The sequence below is a fragment of the Kitasatospora sp. NPDC058184 genome (assembly GCF_042883725.1).
In the GTDB taxonomy this organism is placed as follows: domain Bacteria; phylum Actinomycetota; class Actinomycetes; order Streptomycetales; family Streptomycetaceae; genus Kitasatospora.
On the sequence record NZ_JBHVVE010000005.1, the window covers coordinates 338,841 to 357,442 of the forward strand.

Sequence of the window (18,602 nt, forward strand, 5' to 3'; positions counted from 1 at the left end):
CTCCCGGGGGCGCCTTCGTGCGCGGGGACCGTCAGACGGCCGCCGCCTCCAGCGAGGCCTCGGCGGACTTGTCCGCCTTGCCCGTGCCGGTACCGCGCAGCGGCACCTCGCGCATGAACACCGCGGCGGCGATCGCGACCACGGCCAACCCGGCGCCCCACAGGAAGACGGTGTGAGTGCCGTTGGACACCGCGTGGTGGAAGGCGTCCTGGACGTGCTCCGGCAGCTTGCGCAGTTCGGCCGGGCTCATCTCGCCCGGGTCCTTGGCCCCGCCGCCGGCCGAGGCCTGCTCGCCCAGCCGCGCGGTCATGGTGTCCTTCACCCGGTTGTTGAACAGCGCGCCGAACAGCGCGACACCGAAGGAGCCGCCGATGGTGCGGAACAGGGTGGCGGTGGAGCTGGCCACGCCCATGTCCTTGAGCTCGACGCTGTTCTGCGCGACCAGCATGGTGATCTGCATCAGGAAGCCCATGCCGGCGCCGAGTACGACCATCCAGCAGGCCGAGGTGAAGCTGCTGGTCCCGACGCCCATGGTGGAGAGCAGGATCATGCCACCGGTCATCACGATGGTGCCGATGATCGGGTAGATCCGGTACTTCCCGGTCTTGGTGACGGCCTGGCCGACGACCAGCGAGACCACCAGCATGCCGAACATCAACGGCATCAGCAGCAGGCCGGAGTTGGTCGCCGAGGCACCCTGGACGATCTGCTGGTAGAACGGCAGGAAGAACGTCGAGCCGAACATCACGAAGCCGACGATGAAGCCGATGATCGAGACCAGGGTGAAGTTCAGGTTCTTGAACAGGGCCAGCGGCAGCATCGGCTCCTCGACGCGCTGCTCCACGTAGCAGAAGCCGATCAGCGAGGCGACGGAGAGCGCGACCAGGCCGAGGATCTCCTTGGAGCCCCAGGCGTACTGCTGGCCGCCCCAGGTGGTCATCAGCACCAGCGAGGTGATGCCGACGGTGAGCAGGATGGCGCCCAGGTAGTCGATCTTGGCGGTGCTGCGGACCTTCGGCAGCTTCAGAGTGACGATGACCACGGCGAGCGCGACCACGCCGAGCGGCAGGTTGATGTAGAAGGTCCAGTGCCAGTTCAGGTGGTCGGTGATGAAGCCGCCGACCAGCGGGCCGCCGACGGTGGCGAGGGCCATCACCGCGGCGAACATGCCCTGGTACTTGCCGCGGTCGCGCGGCGGGACGAGCGCGCCCATGATCGACATGACGCCGACCATCAGACCGCCGGCGCCCAGGCCCTGCACGGCGCGGAAGCCGATCAGCTCGGTCATGTTCTGCGACAGGCCGGACAGCGCCGAACCCACCAGGAAGATCACGATCGAGGTGAGGAAGCTGCCCTTGCGGCCGTACATGTCGCCGAGCTTGCCCCAGATCGGGGTGGAGGCGGCGGTGGTCAGGGTGTAGGCGGTGACCACCCAGGACCGGTGCTCGGCACCGCCGAGGTCGCCGACGATGGTCGGCATCGCGGTGCCGACGATCAGGTTGTCGAGCATGGCCAGCAGCATGGTGACGACCAGGCCGACCATCACGAGGCGGATCTCGCGGGGCGACCGCGGCTGCTCCTCCTCGGTCGTCTTGTCCTCCGGCACCGGGCCGGCGGTCTTGGACTGTGACATGAGGTGGGGTCTCCCGGAGGGTGGTTCGGACGGAGCGTCGTGCCGTGCGGCGGCTCACTTACTTGTCGCCCGGCTAGTTTATCGACCGTCGGCACGGTAGGTTGTTTCCTAGCCGGTCGTCAAGCCAGTTTCCCGACCGGCCTTCTGGGCAGGGAGAATGGGCCCGGGGCGGACACCGCTCCGGGGTCCGCAGTAGTCACCGACGCAGTCATGAGGCAGGCCATGGGCACTCCGCACAGCCCCCGCAGCGACACCCGGGCTCGCATCATCGAGGTGTCACTGGAGCTCTTCGCCGAGCAGGGCTACGAGCAGACCTCACTGCGCGAGATCGCCGACCGCCTGGGCGTCACCAAGGCCGCGCTCTACTACCACTTCAAGACCAAGGACGACATCGTCCTGGGCATCGTCGAGCGGATGGCCGCGCCGATCGACGAGTCCATCGCGTGGGGCCGCAAGCAGGCCTGGAGCCCGGAGATGCGCGACGAGCTGATCCGCCGCTTCGCGGACGGGATGGCCGAGCGGGCCCCGCTGCTGCGCTTCTTCCACGAGAACCAGCCCGCGCTGCGCGAGTCCCCGGCCGGGCTGGCCTTCCGGGACCGCATGATCACCATGATGCAGCTGGTGCACGGGCCGGGGGCGGACTTCCACGACCGGCTGCGGGCCGCGATGGCGCTGTTCACCGTCCACTCGTCGCTGTTCCTGCTCAAGCAGGACAAGGCGGACTGCGGCCACACCCCGAACGTGTGGGGCGAGCAGCCGCCCCCCGCCGGCCTGGACGAGGCGATCGGGGCGGCCCGGGACATCGCGCTGGAGATCGGCGCCGGGATCAGCCACCCCGCCCGCACCACCGGCTGAGGGCGCCGGTCCCGCAGGGCCCGGCGCCCGGGGCGGCTCAGAAGTCCGTGACGCCGTGCCCCGCGAGGTACGCGATCGGGTTGACCACCGCGCCGTAGCGGTTGCTGGTGCGGATCTCGAAGTGCAGGTGCGGGCCGGTCGAGTTGCCGGTGCTCCCGGACAGCCCGATCCGCTCGCCCGCGGACACCCGCTGGCCCGCCGAGACGGTGACCGAGGACATGTGGGCGTACTGCGCGAAGTGCCCGTCCGCCAGCCGCAGCACGACCTCCTTGCCGTACGCGCCGTCCCAGCCGGCCGACACCACGCTCGCGTCGCCGACCGCCAGCAGCGGCGTGCCCGGGGAGACCGCGAAGTCCACCCCGGTGTGGTAACCGGCGGCGTAGCTGCGGTTGGCCTTCCCGTACGGGTTGCTGGTCGGTGCGTTCGGCACCGGGGCCGACCACCCGGGAGTCGGCGCGGGCCCGGGCTCCGGCGCGGGTCCGGCCTCCGGGGCCGGCTCGTCGGCGGGATCCGGCTCCGGCTCCGGTGCCGGCGGTTCGAACGGCAGCAGGTTGGGCGCCACCGTCACGAACTCCTGCGCCGAGTCGCCGTCGTCGGGCAGCTTGTACGGGCTGGGGCCGGCCACCTGGACCAGCCCCGCGCTCGGCACCTCCGCCCGCGGCACGGTGAAGGCCGAGCTGCCCGGCGTGGTGGGCCGTACGGTCTGCGCCGAGGCCGTGCCCGGGGTGGCCACCAGCAGCACGCCGGCGAGCAGGGTGGCGACCGCTCCGGCCGAGGCCAGCGCGTGGTCGTGCTCGGCTCGCTGACGGCTGCCGGGCAGGGTGGTGTGCCGGGGCGCCCCGAGGGCGCGCAGCGGCGCGGCCTGGGTGCGGACGGCGTGGCCGATCCGGGGCTGCCAGACGGCGGCCCGGGCCGCCGCCTGGGCGGCGAGCCGGCGCAGGGCCGGCCCCACGGGTGGGACGGTGGACATCTGCCGTACCTCACGGATCGTACGAGGGCAGCACGAAGCGCCCGTTCGGGCGCGTGCTGAGCGGGGGACCACTCAGGTGTAACGGTCACCGGGCGGAGTCCCAAACGCGGTGATGTACTACGGCGTGTAGTCATCGTGGCGCCGGAGATTCAAACCGACGGAGCAATGATCATGAGATCGGATCGCCCATGACCGCTCCGGGCCGTCCGCCGCTTCCCCGGCCCCGCTACTACCGCCGGTCGTACCGTGCCGGAGGCCTGTGACCAGCACCACGCGCGGCCGGGGTTTCGCGGGCTCGAACCGCTTTCCGTCCGCACCGCTGACCGGTCCGGCCCGCTGCGGGACCATCGAGCCATGTATGGCAACAGGAGCGAAGACACCGACGCCGGTGACCGCCCGAGCCTGCCGGACCGCCGCTTCGCCGCCCTGCGCGGCTGCGAGCGACTGCTGTCCGGGGCCCGGCCGCAGAGCATCCGCGAACGCCTCGCCGACCTGGCCGGCCCGCCGCCGGGCGCCGCCCCCGACCCGGACGGAGCACCCGACCCGGACGCCGCCCCCGAGCCGCACGGCGCCCCCGACCTGGACGGCCGCCCGGACCAGTACGGCGACGGCGTGGTCCGCACCCTGGAGCACCGGGTCGCCGAGCTGCTCGGCACCGAGGACGCGGCCTTCTTCCCGACCGGCACGATGGCCCAGCAGATCGCCCTGCGGATCCACGCCGAGGCCGCCGGGTGCCGCACCGTGGTCACCCACCCGCTGGCCCACACCGACCGGCACGAGCGGCACGCGCTCGGCGTGCTGACCGGGCTGCGCAGCCTCTGGCCGACCGCCGAGCCGCGCCAGCCCACCGCCGAGGAGCTGCGCGCCCTGGACGAGCCGTACGCCGCGCTGAGCCTGGAGCTGCCGCTGCGCGACGCCGGGTTCGTGCTGCCCGGCTGGCCGGAGCTGGTGGAGCTGGCCGCGGTGGTGCGGGAGGAGCACGGCGCGGCGCTGCACCTGGACGGCGCCCGGATCTGGGAGTCCGCGGTCGCCCTCGGCCGGCCGCTGCCGGAGCTCGCCGGCCTGGCCGACTCGGTCTACGTCTCCTTCTACAAGACGCTCGGCGGGATCAGTGGCGCCGCGCTGGCCGGCCCGGGCGGCTTCGTCCGCACCGCCCGGGCCTGGCGGCACCGCTACGGCGGCCAGCTCTACCAGCAGTGGCCGTTCGCGCTCGCCGCGCTGGCCGGGCTGGAGCGCGAACTGCCGCGGCTGGCCGGGTACGTGGCGCACGCCCGGACGGTCGCCGGGGCGCTGGCCCGGGCGTTCGCCGCTGTCCCCGGCGCCCGGGTGCATCCGGCCCCGCCGCACACCCACCAGTTCCAGCTGTGGCTGCCGTACCCGGTCGGGGAGTTGGAGGAGGCCGGGCTGGGGCTGGCCGAGGACACCGGGATCGGGCTGTTCGGCGCCTGGCGCGCGGGCGGGCCGCCGGGGCTGTCGGTGACCGAGGTCACGGTCGCCGCGTCCGCCCTCGGCTGGACCGCCGTCGACGTCGCGGTGGCTTCCGCCGCCTTCCTGGACCGGCTGCCGGCCGTCCGGGCCTGACAAAGCGTCCGGCCCGCCCCCGCGTGCTGCGGGGACGGGCCGGACGTGGAGTTGTCAGAGCTGCCTGGTCACAGGCCGATCGCTACCCGGGGGGCGACGATCAGAAGTTGTCGACCGGGCGGACCCGGATCCAGGTCTCCAGGTAGTTCGAGGACTCGTTCTCGACCTCGATGCTGGTCCCGGTCTTCGGGACGTTGACACCGCTGTACGGGTTGTCCTTGTTCCACCACGACTTCAGGTCGTTGAACTCGTCGACGCCCTTGGCCTTCGGGATGACGGTCTCGACGCCGGCCTTGTGCAGGGTCAGACCGGAGGTGCGGCGCGAGCCGAAGGTGGAGTCGTAGCCCTGCATGCGCGGACGCATCAGGGTGCCGTCGGTCCACTTCAGCGGAGCCGGGTGCGAGTCGACCGGCAGGATCAGGCCCTGGCCCGGGTGGGCGCTGACGTTGTTGTCGGTCTGCGACTCGTCCCAGTACCAGATCAGCAGGCCGGGCTGGTACGAGTAGTGCTCGACCCAGTTCGGCTTGTCGGCGAAGCCGAAGTTGTACGGGCCGGTCTTCAGGGTCTGGTCGAAGGACACGTACTGCCGGTTCTCCGCGATGTAGTACTGCGCGTAGTCCTTGGTGTACGAGCCGCCGAAGCGGGAGAACCCGTCGGCCACCCAGCCGTTGTCACCGTTCTCGACGTCGTCGCTGAACACGGTGGCGCCGTCGGCGACGACCGCGATGTTGTCCAGCGTCAGGCCGCGGAAGTGCAGGCCGCCGTCGGTGGTGTTGTGGTAGCGGAACTTGACCTTCTGGCCCGCGTAGGCGTCCAGGTTGAAGGACAGGTCGCCCCAGGCGGCCACCTGGCCGCTGATGGCCGGACGGCCGTTCTCGCGCGGCAGCGCGGTCCCGTTCCAGGTGCCGTCGACGACGGTCCAGGTCTTGCCGCCGTCGGTGGAGACCTCGCCGAACGCGTAGTCGAAGTCCTGCTCCAGCTCGTACCAGGCCTTGGCGTTGATGCTGGCCTTGGTCTTGCCGGTCAGGTCGATGTCACGGGTGAGCGTGACGTTCAGGTTGTCGGCGCTGCCGCTCCACCACTCACCGGTGCCGCCGAACGGCTTGTTGATCTCGGTGGTGATGCTCTTCTTCGGCAGGTCGACGATCAGACCCTGCGGCAGGTTGCTGTTGTACTCCGCCGGGCCGATGTGGTGGGTCGACTCGGTGCCCGCCTTGGCGTGGTCGGCCTTCAGCCAGCCCAGCTTGTACTTGCTCCAGGCGTCGAGGTCGTTCGGCATGTCGCCGATGCTGTCCTTGCCCTCGCCGAGCCAGGAACCGGAGGACATCAGCGACCAGAAGCCGACCGAGTTGTCGATGCCCTTGCCGGCGGTGTCGTAGAGGTCCGGCAGACCGAGGTCGTGGCCGTACTCGTGGGCGAAGACGCCGAGGCCGCCGTTCTCCGGCTGCATCGTGTAGTCGCCGATCCACAGGCCGCTGTTGCCGACCTGGACGCCGCCGAGCTTGTTGCCCTCGGGACCGGCCGTGCCCTGCAGGTTGCCGTAGACGTACGAGCGGTGCGCCCACAGGGCCTTGCTGCCCTGCTTGCCGCCACCGGCCGACTTGTCCTCGCCGGCGTGCACGATCTGGAAGTGGTCGATGTACCCGTCGGGCTGGTTGAAGTTCCCGTCGTGGTGCGAACCGTAGCGGTCCCACTGGTCGTACTGGGCCAGCGTGGCCTTGATCTGGGCCTCGGTCTGGCCCTTGGCCTGCTGGTCCTTGTACCAGATGTCCACGGCGTCGCGGATCAGGTCCTGGGCGCTGGCGCAGACGTTGGAGCCGCAGTAGTCGGAGCCGTACCGGGCCTCGTTCCACGGCACCCGGACCCAGTCCGAGACCACGCCGTCGACCGAGTAGCGGCCCGAGGACTGCTTCTCGTAGTAGGTCTTCAGCGAGGGCTTGTCCTTGGCGAAGTACAGGTCCTGGTAGTGCTGCTGGTTGTAGTCGGCCTGCCACTCGGTCGAGTTGTTGGTGGCCGGGTCCGGCTTCTCGATCTCGTTGTGCTTGGGGCCGGCCTCGCCGCCGTACTTGACCTTGCCGTCCGGCGTCTTGGTGGTGTTGTCCACCTGGTCACCGAAGTCGACCAGGATGGTGAAGATCTTGTCCGTGCGCTCGCGAGCGAGCTCGACGTACTTGTCCTTGCCGAGCTTCACGCTGGTGCTGCCGTTGTGCTGCTCGACCTCGGCGGTGCCGTTGAGGAGCTTCTCGGTGGCGGCCTTCTGCTCCGCCTCCACCTTCGCGGTCAGCGGACCCGGAAGGTTGTGCTCGGTGTTCTGGACGGCGTCGGCCGGGTCCCGCGGGACCGGGGCCGAGCCGGCGGCGACGGCGGAGGCCGGGAACAGGCCCGTGCCGAGCGCGACTATGACCGCTGCGGCCGTGGCAGCCGCAGCGGTTCTCCTGGTGTTCTTCAACGTTGTGACGTCCTCCCCGACCAGGGCCCAGCTCTTGGCCAAAGCCCGGCAAACCAAAATGAAAGACAGGTGGACGTCATTTGATCCAAGCGTGCACGGAAAAGATAGACCTTGACCATGACATGGTCACGGCGCTATCCTCCGCGACTTCCCATCATCTGACCGCCTGTCAACCGTATGTTCGTGAAAGGTCGGTGAGAAACCGAGCGCACCCGCACCAGCCAGCGCGGGGGCCAGCCGACCCGGCCCGCACCGGTTCGGCTGGCGGCGGGAGTGAACGCACCGAGCCCCCGGCGTCAACGCCGGGGGCTCGGTGGCTGTGAAGTTGTCTGTTAAAAGTTGGGTTACTTCGTCAGGTCCGGACCGGACGAGGCGACCGCGGCCGGGGTGTCCGCGACGGCCGACTTCTCCTCGCCGCGGAAGGTGAACTTGGCTTCCTTGCCCTCGCCCTCGACGTCGACGACGACGATGTGGCCGGCCCGCAGCTCGCCGAAGAGGATCTTCTCGGAGAGGTGGTCCTCGATCTCGCGCTGGATGGTGCGGCGCAGCGGACGGGCACCCAGGATCGGGTCGTAGCCGCGCTTGGCCAGCAGCTTCTTGGCCTCGACGCTGAGCTCCAGGCCCATGTCCTTGTCCTTGAGCCGCTCGTCCACCTTGTCGATCATGAGGTCGACGATCTGGATGATGTCTTCCTCGGACAGCTGGTGGAACACCACGATGTCGTCGACACGGTTCAGGAACTCGGGGCGGAAGTGCTGCTTGAGCTCCTCGCCGACCTTCGCCTTCATCCGCTCGTACCCGGTCTGGGTGTCACCCGCGGCCGCGAAGCCGAGGTTGAAGCCCTTCGAGATGTCCCGGGTGCCGAGGTTGGTCGTCATGATGATGACGGTGTTCTTGAAGTCGACCACGCGGCCCTGGGAGTCGGTCAGGCGACCGTCCTCCAGGATCTGCAGCAGCGAGTTGAAGATGTCCGGGTGGGCCTTCTCGACCTCGTCGAAGAGGACGACCGAGAACGGCTTGCGGCGGACCTTCTCGGTCAGCTGGCCGCCCTCCTCGTAGCCCACGTAGCCGGGCGGGGAGCCGAACAGCCGGGAGACGGTGTGCTTCTCGGAGAACTCGGACATGTCGAGCGCGATCAGCGCGTCCTCGTCGCCGAACAGGAACTCCGCCAGCGTCTTGGACAGCTCGGTCTTACCGACACCGGACGGGCCGGCGAAGATGAACGAACCGCCGGGGCGCTTCGGGTCCTTGAGGCCCGCACGGGTGCGCCGGATGGCCTGGGAGAGCGCCTTGATGGCGTCCTTCTGGCCGATGACGCGCTTGTGCAGCTCGTCCTCCATGCGCAGCAGGCGGGACGTCTCCTCCTCGGTCAGCTTGAAGACCGGGATGCCGGTGGCGGTGGCCAGGACCTCGGCGATGAGCTCCTCGTTGACCTCCGCGACGACGTCCATGTCGCCGGCCTTCCACTCCTTCTCGCGCTTGGCCTTGGCCTGCAGGAGCTGCTTCTCGTCGTCGCGCAGGGACGCGGCCTTCTCGAAGTCCTGCGCGTCGATCGCGCTCTCCTTCTCGCGGCGCACGTCGGCGATCTTCTCGTCGAACTCGCGCAGGTCCGGCGGCGCGGTCATCCGGCGGATGCGCATTCGGGAGCCGGCCTCGTCGATCAGGTCGATCGCCTTGTCCGGCAGGAAGCGGTCCGAGATGTACCGGTCGGCCAGGGTGGCGGCGGCGACCAGGGCGGAGTCCGTGATGGAGACCCGGTGGTGGGCCTCGTAGCGGTCGCGCAGACCCTTGAGGATCTCGATCGTGTGGGGCAGCGAGGGCTCGGCGACCTGGATCGGCTGGAAGCGGCGCTCCAGCGCGGCGTCCTTCTCCAGGTGCTTGCGGTACTCGTCCAGGGTGGTGGCACCGATGGTCTGCAGCTCGCCACGGGCCAGCATCGGCTTGAGGATGCTGGCGGCGTCGATGGCGCCCTCGGCGGCGCCCGCGCCGACCAGGGTGTGCAGCTCGTCGATGAACAGGATGATGTCGCCGCGGGTGCGGATCTCCTTGAGCACCTTCTTCAGGCGCTCCTCGAAGTCACCGCGGTAGCGCGAGCCGGCCACCAGGGCGCCCAGGTCCAGCGTGTAGAGCTGCTTGTCCTTGAGCGTCTCCGGGACCTCGCCCTTGACGATCGCCTGGGCCAGGCCCTCGACCACGGCGGTCTTGCCGACGCCGGGCTCACCGATCAGCACCGGGTTGTTCTTGGTGCGGCGGGACAGCACCTGCATGACCCGCTCGATCTCCTTCTCGCGCCCGATGACCGGGTCGAGCTTGGCCTCGCGGGCGGCCTGGGTGAGGTTGCGGCCGAACTGGTCCAGGACCAGGGAGGTCGACGGGGTGCCCTCGGCGGGCCCGCCGGCCGTGGCCGACTCCTTGCCGCCGCCGGTCTGGTAGCCGGAGAGCAGCTGGATGACCTGCTGGCGCACCCGGTTGAGGTCGGCGCCCAGCTTCACCAGGACCTGGGCGGCGACGCCCTCGCCCTCGCGGATCAGGCCGAGCAGGATGTGCTCGGTGCCGATGTAGTTGTGGCCGAGCTGAAGGGCCTCGCGGAGCGAGAGCTCCAGGACCTTCTTCGCCCGGGGGGTGAAGGGAATGTGACCGGACGGGGCCTGCTGACCCTGGCCGATGATCTCCTCGACCTGCTGGCGAACGGCCTCAAGAGAAATCCCGAGGCTCTCCAGGGCCTTGGCGGCGACGCCCTCGCCCTCGTGGATCAGACCCAGGAGGATGTGCTCGGTGCCGATGTAGTTGTGGTTGAGCATCCGGGCTTCTTCCTGAGCCAGGACGACAACCCGCCGCGCGCGGTCGGTGAACCTCTCGAACATCGTTTATCGCTCCTCAGAGCGGTCGGGCAGTTCGGGGTCCGTCCCCGCCCTGTCCTTCCGCATGCTAGTCCCGCTCAGCGGCGCGGCCCACGGATTCACTCCCCGGTAGAGGAGCGAGATGCTGCGCGACCAGCCGACACCAATCCCAACCTGGTGTTGGGAAACGGTGTTCCCACAGGTGGGCCGGATGCACCGGATTCCGCTACGCCATCGGCGAACACGTGCCGCCGACGCCGCCGCCGGAACCCCTCCGGCCGGTCGCACATACTGCCCCTGGACGGGCCGAAGAACCCGTCCACCTGCATTCATACCCGGTATCGGGGCGGTTCTCGCGCAGTTTCCGCGGTGGCGGTGTTCGCCTGGCGAGAAGTCGGGCCGCGGTGACGGCGGTTCGACGGCGGACGGGGTGCCGGGCACGTCGCCCCGGTGCCGTCCGCGTTGCCGCTTCGCCCCTACAGCGTCGCACGGCCCGTGATTGTTCCGCCGCCCGAGCCGCTACCCGAGCCGCTACCCGGGCCGCTGCCCGGGACGGCCCCCGGGGCCGGCCGCGGCGGGCTCCTCCGGGTACGCGCCGCGGGGCGCGGAGGAGACCCCTCCGCGCCCCGTGCGTGTGATGGTGGCGGCCGTGCCCGGCCGCCGGGCCCCGCACCCGCTCCGGCGGGCCCGCGGCGCCGGGATCAGGACGCGTTGGCCTTCTCGTAGGCCTCGCGGACGTTGCTCGGAACGCGGCCGCGGTCGTTGACCTCCAGGCCCTGCTCCTTGGCCCACGCGCGGATCTTGGCGGTGTCCGGGGCGCCGCCGCCGGCCGGACGCGCCGCGGTGCCGCGGCCCGGACGACGGGCACCGGCGAGCCGGCCGCTCTGCTTGCGGCCCTTCTCCACGTACGGCGCCAGCAGGCCGCGGAGCTTGTCCGCGTTGGCGCTCTTCAGGTCGATCTCGTAGGCAACGCCGTCGAGGGCGAACGTCACCGTCTCGTCCGCCGAACCGCCGTCGAGATCGTCTTCAAGAATGACCTGCACCCTCTGTGCCACGGGCTTCCCTTTCCGCTAAACGACCCATTGCCTAAGGAAAGGAAAGCGCCTTTCTCCGGAAAACACAAACCCTTGACCCGGTTGGAGCGGCTCAGAGGTGCAGCAGCATGCGCGAGTTGCCCAGTGTGTTGGGCTTCACCCGCTCCAGGTCGAGGAACTCGGCGACGCCTTCATCGTACGAGCGGAGGAGTTCTTCATAGACATCCGTAGCGATCGCCGCCGGGTCTGTCGTACCATCATCGGTTTCCTGGACCTCGCCGATCTCGACGAAACCGTGTTTCGCGAAGAACGCGACCTCGAACGTCAAGCAGAAAATCCGACGGACGCCCAGCCAGCGCGCGGTCTGCACCAGCTTCTCCAGCAGCAGGTGCCCGATCCCGGTGCCCCGGGCGACCGGATCCACCGCGAGCGTGCGGACCTCGGCGAGGTCCTCCCACATCACGTGCAGTGCGCCGCAGGCCACCACCACGCCGTTGTCGTCCCGTTCCGCGACCCAGAACTCCTGGACGGATTCGAACAGTGTGACTGTGGGCTTGTCCAGCAGAATGCCGTCGCGTGAGTAGGTGTCGATGAGCCTGCGCACTGCCCGCACGTCCGTGGTCCGCGCCCGGCGGATGGTGACCTCCATGGTCGGGACGTTATCGCGCCGCTCCCGGTTCCGTCCCACCGGTATCCGGTCCGCCGTCCGCGGAATCCGCGCCGGCCGGATCGGGCGGGAACAGAGCGGCCACCCGCAAGGCGTCCCGGAGCGCTTCGCGTTGCTCGGGCGACATCAGGCCGAAGAAGTGCACCAGGGCCGCCGCCGGATTGTCACCGGTGGCCCAGGCGTCGTTCATCAGGGCCGCCGTGTACGCCTCACGCGAGGAGACCGGTTCATAACGATAGGCCCGGCCGACCCGCTCGCGGCGCAGCCAGCCCTTTCTGTGGAGCTTGTCCAGGACGGTCATCACCGTGGTGTACGCGATTTCGCGTTCCGACCGCAGATCCAGGAGAACCTCGCGAACCGTGACCGGTCGGTTCCACTGCCACACCCGGGTCATGATGGCGTTCTCAAGTTCGCCGAGTTGCCGGACCATAGTGCGGCCAGGATAGGGAGTGAATGGGGCAAATCTTGTGAAGTGCGCCAAACCGGCGCGCCGCCACCCCCGGGAATCGGGAATGGCGGCGCGCCGGTCGTTCGGGGCGGCTGACGGGGTCAGTCGAGGTCTTCCTTGGCCCGCTGGGCCCCGCCCTGGCTGCGGACGATGGCCCGCACCAGGAATCCGAAGCCGATCGCCATGACCAGCGGCGGCACGATCGCGCTGACGTAGTCCATCAGGTCACTCCTCCTCGGTCTTCTCCGCCGTCGCGGCGGAAGCCTTCGGCTCCGGCTTCACCAGCGGGAAGAGCACCGTCTCCCGGATGTTCTTGCCGGTCAGCAGCATGATCAGGCGGTCCACGCCGAGGCCGAGGCCACCGGTCGGGGGCATCGCGTACTCCAGGGCGCGCAGGAAGTCCTCGTCCACCTGCATCGCCTCGACGTCGCCGCCGGCCGCCAGCAGCGACTGGGCGGTGAGGCGGGCGCGCTGCTCGACCGGGTCGACCAGCTCGGAGTAGGCGGTGCCGATCTCGGTCCCGAAGATCACCAGGTCCCACTTCTCGGCCACGCCGGGCCGCGAGCGGTGCTGGCGGGTCAGCGGGGAGACCTCGGTCGGGTAGTCCTTGATGAAGGTCGGCCGGACGGCGTTCTCCTCCAGCAGGCGCTCGACCATCTCCAGCACGATCTGACCGTGGCCCCAGTCCTTCTCGAACGGGATGCCGTGCTCGGCGGCCAGCTTGCGCAGCTCCTCGACGCCGGTCTCCGGGGTGACCTCGACGCCCAGGCGGGCCGAGATGCCCGGGTAGACGCCGATCTCCTCCCACGGCTCGGCCAGGTCGATCTCGTGCTCGACGCCGTGCGCGTCCACGCCCCTGATCACCGTGGTGCCCAGCGCGTCCCGGGCCGCGTTGACGATCGTCTCGCGGATCAGCTCGGCCTGGGTGTCGTAGTCGCCGTACGCCTCGTACGACTCCAGCGAGGTGAACTCCGGGTTGTGGGTGGAGTCCGCGCCCTCGTTGCGGAAGTTGCGGTTGATCTCGAAGACCTTCTCGGCGCCGCCGACCACCAGCCGCTTGAGGTACAGCTCGGGGGCGATGCGCATGTAGAGGTCGATGTCGTACGCGTTGATGTGCGTCTTGAACGGACGCGCGTTGGCGCCGCCGTGCACCGGCTGGAGCATCGGGGTCTCGACCTCGATGTAGCCGCGGTCCTCGTAGGTGCGGCGGATCGAGCGGACGACCTTGCTGCGCAGGTGCAGGATCTCGCGGGCCTCGGGGTTGACGATGAGGTCCACGTAGCGCTGGCGGACCCGGGCCTCCGGGTCGGTCAGGCCCTTGTGCTTGTCCGGCAGCGGACGCAGGCACTTGGCGGTGAGCTCCCAGCGGTCCACCATCACGGACAGCTCGCCGCGCTTGGAGGTGATCACCTCGCCCTCGACGCCGACCTGGTCGCCGAGGTCGATGTCGGCCTTCCAGGCCGCCAGCCGCTCCGGGCCCAGCTTGTCGAGGGAGAACATCACCTGGAGGTCGCCGGTGCCGTCGCGCAGGGTGGCGAAGCAGAGCCTGCCGCCGGTGCGGGAGAGGATCACGCGGCCGGTGACGCCGGCCCGCTCGCCGGTCGCGGTGTCCGGCTCCAGGTCGGGGTGCTTGGCACGCAGGTCCGCGATGGTGGTGGTGCGGGGGAAACCGACCGGGTACGGGTCGACACCGGCCGCCCGGAGCCGGTCGAGCTTCTCGCGCCGGACGCGCATCTGCTCGGGAAGGTCGTCGGTCGCGGGAACAAGGCTCTGATCGCTCACCCCACAAGGGTAGCCAGCCACACACGGTGCTCCGCGCCGGGATTGCCGCGGGGGAGGCCGCGACGGCGGCCTCCCCCGGATCGGACGCGGACGGCTCAGCCGGTGCCGGTGGCGAGTTCGACGTCCTCGGGGGCGTCGTCGGCGGGCGGGGCGGGGTGGGCGGGGGGCTTGGGGCGGCGGCCGAACAGCTCGGCGGGGGTGGGCATCCGGTGCGGACGGGGCGGGGTCTTCGCGGCGGCGGGCTGCTCCGGGCGGGAGTCGGTGCTGCTCATGGGGGTCCGTCCTCCTACAGGGGTGGGGTGACTGTGCGGCGGTGCGGCGGGACTCGGTACGGCCACCAGGTGGCGGGGCGGTCCGCTGTGGAGGGCGAGCCGCTCGCGGACGGCGGCCTCGGCCAGCGCGTGGCAGCGCCCGGCCAGCCGGGAGCGGCGGGCCCGCTCGCCCTGGCCGCAGGGCTGGCGGCTCAGTCCGCGCAGTGCGGTGAGGTCCTCCGGCCCGGGCAGGTACCCGTCGGACACCGCCTCCTCCAGCCGTTCCAGGTAGCCGGGGGCGCTGCCGGGCAGGGCGGAGCGGTAGCGTCCGAGGTCGGCGAGCAGGAAGGCGCGCAGCCGGCCGCCCTCCTGGACGGCCTCGTCGATCGCCTCGGTGAGGCGCAGGGCGTCCTGGACGTCCTCCGCCCAGAGTTCGGCGCCCGGCCCGGCGAGGGCGGGCCGGACGGGCCCCTGGAGGTGGACGGGCACGGCGGGGTGGAGGGCTTGGGCGAGGGCGCGGCGCAGCACGCGGACTTCGTCGGCGCTGAAGGCCATGCCGCCGCGCGATCCGTGTGGCGTAGGCATGGGCTGACACTACGTGACGAATATCCGATTTGTCGGTAACGTCGCGCCGAACCACCCACGGTCGGCCCGGCGAAGAAGCCTTTCGCCGCCACCTGTAACGCCGCCCGGGGCGCACCTGGTCATCCAGGTGTCAGGGGAGAACGAGCGAGGGGGCCGGGCAGGATGCGACCGGACGGTCAGGGGAAGGCGGCCCGGGGCGGGCGGCGGGACGAGGACTTCCAGGCCTTCGCGGCCGCCCGCGCCAGACCGCTCTACCGGTCGGCCTGCCTGCTCACCGGCGGGGACACCCACCTCGCCGAGGACCTGGTGCAGGAGGCCCTCGGGCGGATCTACGCCCAGTGGCACCGCACCTCCTGGTTCGGGGCCAAGCGCCGGATCGACAACCCGGCCGGGTACGCGCACACCGTGCTGGTGCGGGCCTTCCTCTCGCACCGCGTCCGCCGCTCCAGCGGCGAGCGGCCGGTCGAGGCGGTGCCGGACGGTGCGGCCCCGCAGGGCGACCCGGAACTGCGGCTCGCCCTGGTGGACGCGCTCGGCCGGCTCGCCCCGCGCGACCGGGCGGTGCTGGTGCTCCGCTACTGGGAGGACCGCAGCGTCGAGGAGACCGCCGCGGTCCTGCACAGCACCCCGGGCGCCGTCCGGACCCAGGCCTTCCGCGCGCTCGGCCGGATCCGCACGGTGCTCGGCAGCAGCCTCGACGACCTCGCCGAGCGCTGAGCCGGCGCGTCACGTCACGTCAACCCACTTGGTAGAGAGGTTGGTTCAGCATGTCCGCAGAGCACGACGGGCCCGAGGAGCGGTTCGAGCGGGCCTTCACCGAGGCCCTCGGCCGGGCCGGCGAGGCCTACGACGCCGAACCCGGCCCGCTGGTCGACACCGGCTGGTCGCACGGCCGCCGGCTGCGCCGCAGGCGGCGGATCGGCACCGTGGCGGGCGCCGCCGCGCTGGCCCTGGTCGGGGTGGGCGGGGTCGCGCTCGGCGGCCTGCTGCCCGGGCGGGGTACGGCGGTGGCCGGGCCGGCGGCGGCCCCGTCCGCCGGTCCGGTCTCCGGCGCGGAGTTCCAGCGGATGCTCACCGAACTCCTGCCGTCGCCGACGGTGCAGGTCGGCGAGGCCCGGGGTACCGAGAGCGACACCCCGCAGCTGCGGCTGGTGGTGGACGACGGCCACGGCCCGGCGCAGTACCTGTTCTGGATCACCCGCTTCCCGGGTGGCGAGGACGCCGACTGCCCGGCCGTGCCGACCGGTGACGACACCTGCACCGAGACCACCCTCCCGGGCGGCGGCCACCTGCGCCTCTACCAGGCCGGCACCCGGGACGGAGAGCCGGCCGGATCGAAGACCTGGTCGGCCAAGCTGACCGTGGACGGGTACCAGCTGATGCTCCAGGAATGGAACCGCAAGCCGCTGGAGCAGGGCACGCCGATCACCAGGACCGACCCGCCGCTGACCATGGACAAGCTCGCCGAGGTGGTCACGGACCCGCGCTGGAAGCAGGTCATGGCGGCCATTCCGCAGGCCTCGGTGGTGGGTTCGCTCCCGAGCCCCCGGTTCGGGGTCTCGGTGCCGCTGCCGACCCCGCTGACGGGGCCGACGCAGTTCACCGTCGACGTGCCCCCGTGGTCCGGCCTGACCCCGCCGCCGGGGGGCGGCCCGATCACCCTGCCGGCCACCCCGACGCCCGCCAGCTGAGCGCCGCTCAGCTGGCGGGGCGGTTGCGCTCGTACACCAGGCGCAGACCGATCAGGGTCAGCCAGGGCTCGTGCACGTCGATGGTGCCGGCCTCGCCGAGGACGAGCGGGGCCAGGCCGCCGGTGGCGATCACCTGGACGTCGTCCGGGTCCTTGGCGAGTTCCCGGGCCATCCGCTCGACCAGGCCGTCGACCTGGCCGGCGAAGCCGTAGAGGATGCCGGACTGCATGCCCTCGACGGTGTTCTTGCCGATCACGTTGCGGGGGCGGGCCAGCTCGATCTTGCGCAGCTGGGCGCCGCGGACGCCGAGCGCCTCGACCGAGATCTCGATGCCGGGGGCGATCGCGCCGCCGACGTAGTCGCCGCGCGCGTTGACGGCGTCGAAGGTGGTCGCGGTGCCGAAGTCGACCACGATGCACGGGCCGCCGTACAGGTGGTTGGCGGCCAGCGCGTTGACGATCCGGTCGGCGCCGACCTCCTTGGGGTTGTCCATCAGGACGTGCACCCCGGTCTTCACGCCGGGCTCCACGATCACCGCGGGGACGTCGCCGTAGTAGCGGCGGGTCACCTCGCGGAGCTCGTGGAGCACGGCGGGGACGGACGAGCAGATCGCCAGGCCCTCCACCGCGGCCTCCTTCACCGCGGTGTGGCTGCCCATCAGCCCTTGCAGCAGCACCGCCAGTTCATCGGCCGTGCGGCGCGGATCGGTGGAGATCCGCCAGTGTTCCACCACGTCCTCGCCGTCGAACAGGCCGAGCGTGGTCTGGGTGTTGCCGACGTCGATGGTGAGGAGCACGGGGACGCTTTCTGCGAGTCGGGACGGGACTGCGGCCGACCTGACGGTCAGGCGCGCAGGTCCAGGCCGATGTCCAGGATCGGCGAGGAGTGGGTGAGCGCGCCCACGGCCAGGTAGTCGACACCAGTCTGGGCGACCTCGCGCGCGCTGGCCAGGGTCAGACCGCCGGAGGCCTCCAGCTTCGCCCGGCCTGCCACCAGCGCGACGGCCTCCTTCAGCTGGCCGACGGTGAAGTTGTCCAGCAGGATCAGGTCCGCCCCGGCCTCCAGCACCGGCGTGATCTGCTCCAGGGTGTCCACCTCGACCTCGACCGGCAGCTCCGGGTACGCGGCCCGGACGGCCCGGAAGGCCTCGGCCACGCCGCCGGCCGCGACCACGTGGTTGTCCTTCACCAGCGCGGCGTCCGAGAGCGCCATCCGGTGGTTGGCGCCGCCGCCGCAGCGCACCGCGAACTTCTCCAGCGCGCGCAGGCCCGGGGTGGTCTTGCGGGTGTCCCGGACGACGGCGCCGGTGCCCTCCAGGGCGTCCGCCCAGGCGCGGGCGGCGGTGGCGATGCCGGACAGGTGGCAGAGCAGGTTGAGCGCGCTGCGCTCGGCGGTCAGCAGGTCGCGGGTGCGGGAGCGGACCGAGAGCAGCACCTGGCCGGCCTCGACCCGGTCGCCGTCCTCGACGTGCCGCTCGACCTCGAACTCCTCCTCGCAGACCAGCGAGACGACGGCCTCGGCGACCCGCAGGCCGGCCACCACGCCGGCCTGGCGGGCGGTGAAGTCGGCGGTCGCGACGGCCTCGGCGGGCACGGTCGCCACCGAGGTGACGTCCTCGCCGCCGGCCAGGTCCTCGGCGAGCGCCAGGGTGGCGATGTCCTCGACCTCGACCGGGTCCAGCCCGGCCTGCTCCAGCAGCTCGGCCAGCTGCGGGTCCAGACCGGTCTCGTAGCCCTCGCCGTCCCCGCAGGCGCAGCCGTCGCCGCAGCCGCCCTGGTCGGCCAGGGGGAGTTCCTCGTGGGAGTGGGTCATGGTT

15 protein-coding genes are annotated in these 18,602 nt (G+C 71.1%); 4 read left to right on the top strand and 11 right to left on the bottom strand.

The genetic code is table 11. The features are described 5' to 3' along the window. Positions 1-31: 31 nt before the first annotated feature. Complete coding sequence (locus ACFVXH_RS12300) at positions 32-1,633, bottom strand: MDR family MFS transporter (RefSeq protein ID WP_387822688.1); 1,602 nt, start codon at positions 1,631-1,633, stop codon at positions 32-34. Positions 1,634-1,855: 222 nt separating this feature from the next. Between ACFVXH_RS12300 and ACFVXH_RS12305 the strand changes: the two genes are divergently transcribed. Further along, a complete protein-coding gene (locus ACFVXH_RS12305) occupies positions 1,856-2,488 on the top strand; it encodes a TetR/AcrR family transcriptional regulator (RefSeq protein ID WP_053112112.1) in 633 nt (210 codons plus the stop codon). Positions 2,489-2,525: 37 nt separating this feature from the next. Here ACFVXH_RS12305 and ACFVXH_RS12310 read toward each other — a convergent pair whose 3' ends face one another. Continuing rightward, positions 2,526-3,458 (bottom strand): M23 family metallopeptidase, encoded by a 933-nt coding sequence (locus tag ACFVXH_RS12310; RefSeq protein ID WP_375877322.1) that lies wholly within the window; start codon positions 3,456-3,458, stop codon positions 2,526-2,528. 354 nt (positions 3,459-3,812) lie between these two features. Here ACFVXH_RS12310 and ACFVXH_RS12315 point away from each other — a divergent pair, with 354 nt between their 5' ends. Continuing rightward, positions 3,813-5,039 carry a threonine aldolase family protein gene (locus ACFVXH_RS12315; protein WP_387822691.1) on the top strand — a complete coding sequence of 409 codons (1,227 nt, stop codon included), beginning with the start codon at positions 3,813-3,815 and terminating at the stop codon, positions 5,037-5,039. A 100-nt stretch (positions 5,040-5,139) separates the two neighbouring features. On the opposite strand, the gene ACFVXH_RS12320 is transcribed toward ACFVXH_RS12315, so the two are convergent. The 7 genes from ACFVXH_RS12320 to ACFVXH_RS12350 all read right to left on the bottom strand — a co-directional run bounded on the left by ACFVXH_RS12320 (position 5,140) and on the right by ACFVXH_RS12350 (position 15,095). Then, the gene (locus tag ACFVXH_RS12320; RefSeq protein WP_049652524.1) at positions 5,140-7,488 is read right to left on the bottom strand and encodes an immune inhibitor A domain-containing protein; all 2,349 of its coding nucleotides are present in this window, start codon (positions 7,486-7,488) and stop codon (positions 5,140-5,142) included. 344 nt (positions 7,489-7,832) lie between these two features. Further along, positions 7,833-10,352: an ATP-dependent Clp protease ATP-binding subunit gene (locus ACFVXH_RS12325; RefSeq protein WP_049652522.1), complete on the bottom strand. Its 2,520-nt coding sequence runs from the start codon at positions 10,350-10,352 to the stop codon at positions 7,833-7,835. Positions 10,353-11,029: 677 nt separating this feature from the next. Further along, positions 11,030-11,383 (bottom strand): Lsr2 family protein, encoded by a 354-nt coding sequence (locus ACFVXH_RS12330; protein WP_049652521.1) that lies wholly within the window; start codon positions 11,381-11,383, stop codon positions 11,030-11,032. A gap of 91 nt (positions 11,384-11,474) precedes the next feature. Beyond that, complete coding sequence (locus ACFVXH_RS12335; RefSeq protein WP_049652520.1) at positions 11,475-12,011, bottom strand: amino-acid N-acetyltransferase; 537 nt, start codon at positions 12,009-12,011, stop codon at positions 11,475-11,477. Between the two features lie 10 nt (positions 12,012-12,021). Further along, positions 12,022-12,459, bottom strand: a complete 438-nt coding sequence (locus ACFVXH_RS12340; protein ID WP_074001706.1) for a BlaI/MecI/CopY family transcriptional regulator — start codon at positions 12,457-12,459, stop codon at positions 12,022-12,024. A 243-nt stretch (positions 12,460-12,702) separates the two neighbouring features. After that, on the bottom strand, positions 12,703-14,259 hold the full coding sequence (gene lysX / locus ACFVXH_RS12345; protein WP_387822696.1) for a bifunctional lysylphosphatidylglycerol synthetase/lysine--tRNA ligase LysX: 1,557 nt from the start codon (positions 14,257-14,259) through the stop codon (positions 12,703-12,705). 95 nt (positions 14,260-14,354) lie between these two features. Next, positions 14,355-15,095 (bottom strand): hypothetical protein, encoded by a 741-nt coding sequence (locus tag ACFVXH_RS12350; RefSeq protein WP_074001704.1) that lies wholly within the window; start codon positions 15,093-15,095, stop codon positions 14,355-14,357. Positions 15,096-15,257: 162 nt separating this feature from the next. Between ACFVXH_RS12350 and ACFVXH_RS12355 the strand changes: the two genes are divergently transcribed. After that, positions 15,258-15,812, top strand: a complete 555-nt coding sequence (locus ACFVXH_RS12355; protein WP_049661170.1) for a SigE family RNA polymerase sigma factor — start codon at positions 15,258-15,260, stop codon at positions 15,810-15,812. A gap of 50 nt (positions 15,813-15,862) precedes the next feature. Further along, positions 15,863-16,786, top strand: coding sequence for a hypothetical protein (locus tag ACFVXH_RS12360; RefSeq protein WP_387822701.1), 924 nt, complete (start codon positions 15,863-15,865; stop codon positions 16,784-16,786). A gap of 7 nt (positions 16,787-16,793) precedes the next feature. Here ACFVXH_RS12360 and ACFVXH_RS12365 read toward each other — a convergent pair whose 3' ends face one another. After that, entirely contained in the window at positions 16,794-17,582 is a 789-nt protein-coding gene (locus ACFVXH_RS12365) for a type III pantothenate kinase (RefSeq protein WP_074001702.1), read from the bottom strand. A 47-nt stretch (positions 17,583-17,629) separates the two neighbouring features. Next, entirely contained in the window at positions 17,630-18,598 is a 969-nt protein-coding gene (nadC, locus tag ACFVXH_RS12370; RefSeq protein WP_387822704.1) for a carboxylating nicotinate-nucleotide diphosphorylase, read from the bottom strand. Between the last annotated feature and the right edge of the window lie 4 nt (positions 18,599-18,602).

What these genes read in the sequence shown, in the direction of transcription:
- ACFVXH_RS12300 (WP_387822688.1), bottom strand. Translation starts at nt 1,633, where the DNA reads ATGTCACAGTCCAAGACCGCCGGCCCGGTGCCGGAGGACAAGACGACC.
- ACFVXH_RS12305 (WP_053112112.1), top strand. Translation starts at nt 1,856, where the DNA reads ATGGGCACTCCGCACAGCCCCCGCAGCGACACCCGGGCTCGCATCATC.
- ACFVXH_RS12310 (WP_375877322.1), bottom strand. Translation starts at nt 3,458, where the DNA reads ATGTCCACCGTCCCACCCGTGGGGCCGGCCCTGCGCCGGCTCGCCGCC.
- ACFVXH_RS12315 (WP_387822691.1), top strand. Translation starts at nt 3,813, where the DNA reads ATGTATGGCAACAGGAGCGAAGACACCGACGCCGGTGACCGCCCGAGC.
- ACFVXH_RS12325 (WP_049652522.1), bottom strand. Translation starts at nt 10,352, where the DNA reads ATGTTCGAGAGGTTCACCGACCGCGCGCGGCGGGTTGTCGTCCTGGCT.
- ACFVXH_RS12335 (WP_049652520.1), bottom strand. Translation starts at nt 12,011, where the DNA reads ATGGAGGTCACCATCCGCCGGGCGCGGACCACGGACGTGCGGGCAGTG.
- ACFVXH_RS12340 (WP_074001706.1), bottom strand. Translation starts at nt 12,459, where the DNA reads ATGGTCCGGCAACTCGGCGAACTTGAGAACGCCATCATGACCCGGGTG.
- ACFVXH_RS12350 (WP_074001704.1), bottom strand. Translation starts at nt 15,095, where the DNA reads ATGCCTACGCCACACGGATCGCGCGGCGGCATGGCCTTCAGCGCCGAC.
- ACFVXH_RS12355 (WP_049661170.1), top strand. Translation starts at nt 15,258, where the DNA reads ATGCGACCGGACGGTCAGGGGAAGGCGGCCCGGGGCGGGCGGCGGGAC.
- ACFVXH_RS12360 (WP_387822701.1), top strand. Translation starts at nt 15,863, where the DNA reads ATGTCCGCAGAGCACGACGGGCCCGAGGAGCGGTTCGAGCGGGCCTTC.
- nadC (WP_387822704.1), bottom strand. Translation starts at nt 18,598, where the DNA reads ATGACCCACTCCCACGAGGAACTCCCCCTGGCCGACCAGGGCGGCTGC.